At 45.0% G+C, this 5,319-nt stretch carries 4 protein-coding genes; 3 read left to right on the top strand and 1 reads right to left on the bottom strand.

Features of this window, described 5'->3' with window-relative positions; genetic code table 11:
- Positions 1-358: 358 nt before the first annotated feature.
- Positions 359-1,762, bottom strand: a complete 1,404-nt coding sequence (locus tag B5F25_RS20520) for an alkaline phosphatase (protein WP_087251707.1) — start codon at positions 1,760-1,762, stop codon at positions 359-361.
- A 235-nt stretch (positions 1,763-1,997) separates the two neighbouring features.
- Between B5F25_RS20520 and B5F25_RS20515 the strand changes: the two genes are divergently transcribed.
- From B5F25_RS20515 to B5F25_RS20505, 3 genes are all read left to right on the top strand, one after another.
- Positions 1,998-2,954 carry a fimbrillin family protein gene (locus B5F25_RS20515; protein ID WP_162614469.1) on the top strand — a complete coding sequence of 319 codons (957 nt, stop codon included), beginning with the start codon at positions 1,998-2,000 and terminating at the stop codon, positions 2,952-2,954.
- 184 nt (positions 2,955-3,138) lie between these two features.
- A complete protein-coding gene (gene xpt, locus B5F25_RS20510; protein ID WP_022039932.1) occupies positions 3,139-3,708 on the top strand; it encodes a xanthine phosphoribosyltransferase in 570 nt (189 codons plus the stop codon).
- Positions 3,708-5,039 (top strand): nucleobase:cation symporter-2 family protein, encoded by a 1,332-nt coding sequence (locus B5F25_RS20505; protein WP_087251705.1) that lies wholly within the window; start codon positions 3,708-3,710, stop codon positions 5,037-5,039. Before xpt ends, B5F25_RS20505 begins: the two co-directional genes overlap by 1 nt.
- The last annotated feature ends 280 nt before the right edge of the window (positions 5,040-5,319 follow it).

Here is a 5,319-nt window from a genome sequence, read left to right as displayed (position 1 = left end):
CTTCTTAATTTCTCCGATAAGTTTGTTGGACAGATACAAATCAATGTATGATTGAAAGGTTCAGTATCTGTTTCAAACTGTCTTCTTTTTACGTTCTCCATATGGAAACCGTACGGTTTCCATATCGAAAACATACGGTTTCCATATCAAGAACGTACGGTTTTGAGATGGAAACTATAAAAAGATACCCTTTGGATTGATAATACAACCTAATCAACAACTTTAACTATTTTGACGGATTTTGGATCCTTTCCGCTTCTGTTCTTCGTCAGATAGCTTACTTGTCCTCCTTATAAAATCAAAAAACACCTTCGAAAACAATTCTCAAAACAAACCTAGGTAAAATATAAACAGTTTTTTACTGGTAGTGTGCAATTTCGGCAATGCGTGCCGGAATCTCGACATTGTCCATTCGTCCCTGGAAATGGTCAGCTCCGGCTCCAATGGCAAATACGGGTACGTAGCCAGCTGAGTGGCCGCCACTGACCCAACCTACCATGGCTATTTCATTGATAATGCGTACGGCTTCGGCTGCCAGTGGTTCGTCTTGTGCATATTCACTTTTTTCCATTTCTACATCGGAGCCAGTAAAAGTGCGGCAATATACTTCCTCAAGGCGTTTTGCTTGTTGTTCGGTCAGTTTCAGTTCATTCCAGAACCCGAAGTTGTCGGCAAGTGCCTGACGTGCCTGCTCCCACGTCACGCGGTTGCCCGTCTGGTGACGTAGACTGTTCAGTATGGAGGTAAAGGCAGTTTCGCTTACGCGCTGGTATTGCAGGGCTTGCAGGTTGAGGGCATATGCACCTGTACCCAGCACCAAACCACCTGTCTCATGGTCAGCACTGATGACAATGAGAGTTTCATCGGGATGATTTTCGTAAAACTGAAGTGCCTGGCGGATGGATTCGTTCAGATCAACCACTTCCCGGAATGCTGTAGCAGCATCGTTACTATGACATGCCCAGTCAATTTTTCCACCTTCTACCATCAAGAAGAAACCTTTGCTTAGGTCTTTCGAAAGGAAACGGATAGCAGCACTTGTGATGTCGCTCAGGCAAAGATCACCTTCGCGACGGTCGATAGCATAGGGAATAGCATCGCGGTAGGTTGCCGAAGCTTTTTCGGTCTGCAGCAGGATAAGTTTGTCGGCCTGTTCATTTTTTGCCATGAAGTCTTCGTATCCTCTTGCCAAGGTATATCCATACTGTGAGGCAAGCGTATAGAGACTTTCGCCTTGCCCGTGGTTATCGGGGTCGAGAAAATCAGAACCGGCGTAAAAGTCGAAACCGGCAGTAAACAAGTCTTTCCCTATCTGGTAATAGTTTTTCCGGTTCGGGTTGTGAGCATAAAAAGCAGCAGGTGTGGCATGGTCTATACTTACGCTGGTAGCGATACCCACACGACATCCTTTCTCTTTTGCCCGCATGGCGATACTGGCGATGGGGGTCTGCTGGTCCTGCTCCATGCCGATGGTACCGTTTTTAGTCTTTGTGCCAGTGGCAAGTGCAGTGCCTCCGGCTGCTGAATCGGTTACGCCATTGGTTGCTGAATAGGTGGAACTGGTAGTGGCATAGGGGAATTCGGTAAAGTCGAGCGGGGTAAGTCCGATTTTACCATCCAGTTCGCCCAAATAAAGTTCGGTACCCTGTACTTGGTTGACTCCCATTCCGTCGCCGATGAAGAAAAACACGTATTTGGCTTCTTGTGCATATGTCCATACGGAAATCAGGGAACAAAGAAGGAAGAATGAAATTTTTTTCATATCGCTGTTTTTTAATTTGGTTACTATCCAAGAAGCTGTTTTGAATTTCTCCAAAAAGTTTTTCTCGGCTTAATGTATCCGTTTTCGTGCGATAAATTCAAAACAGCTTCTAAGGGCAAAGGTAAGGAAAATAAAGGAATGCAGAAATAATCTTGAAAAAAAACTGGTGCCAAACAGATACAACCGACAAATGTTGCGTTAGTTATAAATGATTAGTATATTAAATTATATTCAGATGAAAACAAAAGTATTATTGGGCATAGCTTTGTCATTGACAATGTTTGCCTGCCAGCAAGAGAACGTTCCCGAAGTGGGAACGGCAAAAGAAAATACCGATATCCGCCTGCGTGCTGAAGTCTCGGGCAGTGTGGAAAGCCGTACAACGACAGATGAGGGTGGCAATGTGTCATTCAATCTGGGGGATGAAATTGGTTTCTTTATGCCCGAGGAAGATAGCCCGACATTGTTTACCAACAAAGCAGGCACTTGGGAAGCTGCCGCCAGACTGTCTTGGCCCGACCTGACCAGTGATTTTGCTTTCTGCGCATTTTATCCTTACCAAGCGGGAGCTACGCGCAGCCAAGTGCCAATGCCCGACCTCAGTCTTCAGTCAGGCAAACTTGCCGAACTGGGGACATACGACTTTTTGGTAGCGACAAAAGAATGTAACTTCGGCGACAATAATGGTACGGTTAATTTTACCGGTGCCAATGCGTTCAAACACACATACAGTCTGTTGTTGATAACTTTGGTTGACGAGGGCAATATGGAAACTTTGTTAAATGAAGTCAGCATTGAAGGTGAAGGTTGTTTTACGGAGCATACATACAATTTCACCAGCGAATTAATGACTGAAATATCGGGAGCCGAAGCGAAGAACAAGTGGACGATGTCTGCAGGAGGCACAACCATTGATGATGTTACCGATACACAGATAGCCTTGTTGCTCAATCCGTCGGAAAGCCAAGTGACGCTGACATTCTCTATTGGCTATACACGCGACGGCGTATCGTTCACGGCAAGCACGCAAAATATCAGTCACGCATTTGCCGCCGGTTATTGCTACCAGTATACCATCCGTATCAATGACGGACAACTGATTATTGGCGATTCCGATGTGACCGAATGGACTACCGGTGAAGTAACAGGTGGAGGAAACTTGGTGGTAGATGGAGAACCGGAGAATGTTTGATTTTTTTTCGCTTTCCAGATAATATCTCTGCTCCATGTATTGCCGGAAATAGGATAAAAAGCCGTACCTTTGCACAAAATTAACTCATTACAGATTACATAGACTGAAGAACATAGTAATACGGATGTAAGCATTGTTCTCAAATCTATGTAATCTGTGGCGCGAAAGACAAAATTTACACAATATGAAAGCACTGAAAGAGCGTATTTTGCGGGACGGAAAATGTTTTGAAGGAGGAATCTTGAAAGTAGACAATTTCATCAATCACCAGATGGATCCGGTTTTGATGAAATCGATGGCGGTAGAGTTTGTCCGCCGGTTTGCAAGTACAGATATAAATAAGGTGATGACCATCGAGGCGAGTGGCATTGCTCCAGCCATTATGGTTGGCTATCTTCTCGAATTGCCGGTAGTGTTCGCCAAGAAAAAACGTCCCAGTACCATGGAGAATATGCTGACCACAATGGTTTATTCGTTCACCAAAGACCGTTCGTATGAAGTCTGTGTCAGCCGTGATTACCTGTGTCCGGGCGACAGGGTGTTGTTTATTGATGATTTTCTGGCGAACGGTAATGCAGCCAAAGGTGTCATCGATCTGGTACAGCAGGCAGGAGCTGAATTGGTGGGGATGGGATTCTTAATAGAAAAAGCGTTTCAGCACGGAGGTGACTACTTGCGTCAGCAGGGGATACACGTCGAGTCGCTTGCTATCATTGAGAGTTTGGAGAATTGTGAAATCAAAATCCGCGAATAATGGAAGAACATCAAGGACCTGTAGTATCTTCCGGGTTAATCTATGGGCTGGATGACCGTCCGCCCTTGCGTGAGACTCTTTTTGCCGCATTGCAGCATCTCCTGGCCATTTTTGTGGCAATTATCACCCCGCCGCTCATTATTTCCGGTGCTCTAAAATTGAATTTGGAAACAACTGGTTATCTGGTATCAATGGCATTATTTGCTTCGGGCATTTCCACTTTCATCCAATGTCGCCGCATAGGTTTTATCGGATGTGGTTTACTGTGCATACAAGGTACCAGCTTTTCGTTTATCGGTCCTATTATTGCAGCAGGACTGACCGGAGGGCTTTCAGCTATCTTTGGTGCCTGTATGGCTGCTGCATCGGTCGAGATGTTTATTAGTCGTTTATTGAAATATACCCGTCGGATTATCACCCCGTTGGTGTCGGGTATTGTGGTAACTCTTATTGGCATGAGTCTGATACGGGTGGGCATCACGGCTTGCGGAGGCGGAGCTGCAGCACAAGCCGACGGAACTTTCGGCAGCCTGCGTCATGTGGGACTCGCCGGACTGGTGTTGGTTTTGATTATCTTTTTTAACCGTAGTTCAAACCGTTACCTGCGTATGAGTTCCATTGTCATTGGACTCGCTATCGGTTATATAGTGGCATGGTGTCTGGGGATGGTAGATTTCGCTTCTATCCCAGATTATGGCGGACTGAATGTTCCCATGCCTTTCCGTTATGGACTTTCTTTTGATATATCTTCTATCATAGCCTTGGCATTGATTTATCTTATTACCGCCATTGAGGCATATGGTGACATTACGGCAAACTCACTAATTTCGGGCGAGCCTGTAGAGGGAGAGAAGTTTGTCCGCCGTGCTTCAGGAGGCATCTTTGCTGATGGCTTTAATTCGATGATAGCTGCTTGCCTTAATTCGTTTCCCAATTCCATTTTTGCCCAAAACAACGGAATGATACAACTGACGGGTGTAGCAAGCCGTTATGTGGGTTACTACATTGCCGCGATGCTGATTATATTGGGATTGTTTCCTGCAGTGGGATTGATCTTTTCGCTGATGCCTGAACCGGTACTGGGCGGTGCCACGTTGCTGATGTTCGGCACGGTGGCAGCAGCAGGTATACGTATCATTGCTTCACAAGACATTGACCGCAAGGCAACATTGGTTGTTGCCCTAAGTTTTTCCTTTGGCTTAAGCGTAGAACTGGTACCTGACATTCTCTGCCAGCTTCCCGAAACCCTACGCACTATTTTTTCATCAGGCATCACTACCGGAGGACTTACGGCAATATTGGCGAATCTGCTGATTCGGATTAAAAATTAAGAAATTGTTTTGAATTTACCGTAATGCGTTTTTGAGGCATTTCCGCTTGTGTGATGAGGAAGATAGTGGGCTAGCTGACGAAGAACAGAAACGGAAAGGAACAAAAAATTGCCCAAAGTACATACGAAAACGAATGCATCAAGACGAGAAAAACTTTTTGGAGAAATTCAAAACAGTTTCTTCTATGTTGTAATCCAAATATCCAGAGAATTTTTTTATTTTATTAAAGGTTTTCATTAGCTTTGTAATCAAGGAGTTGAAGAGGACGCAAGCTCTGCTG

Source organism: Bacteroides sp. An19 (genome assembly GCF_002160215.1).
GTDB classification, from domain to species: Bacteria; Bacteroidota; Bacteroidia; order Bacteroidales; family Bacteroidaceae; genus Phocaeicola; species Phocaeicola intestinalis.
Note: the sequence above shows the minus strand (reverse complement) of the source record. Positions and strands in the feature narration are given on the sequence as shown.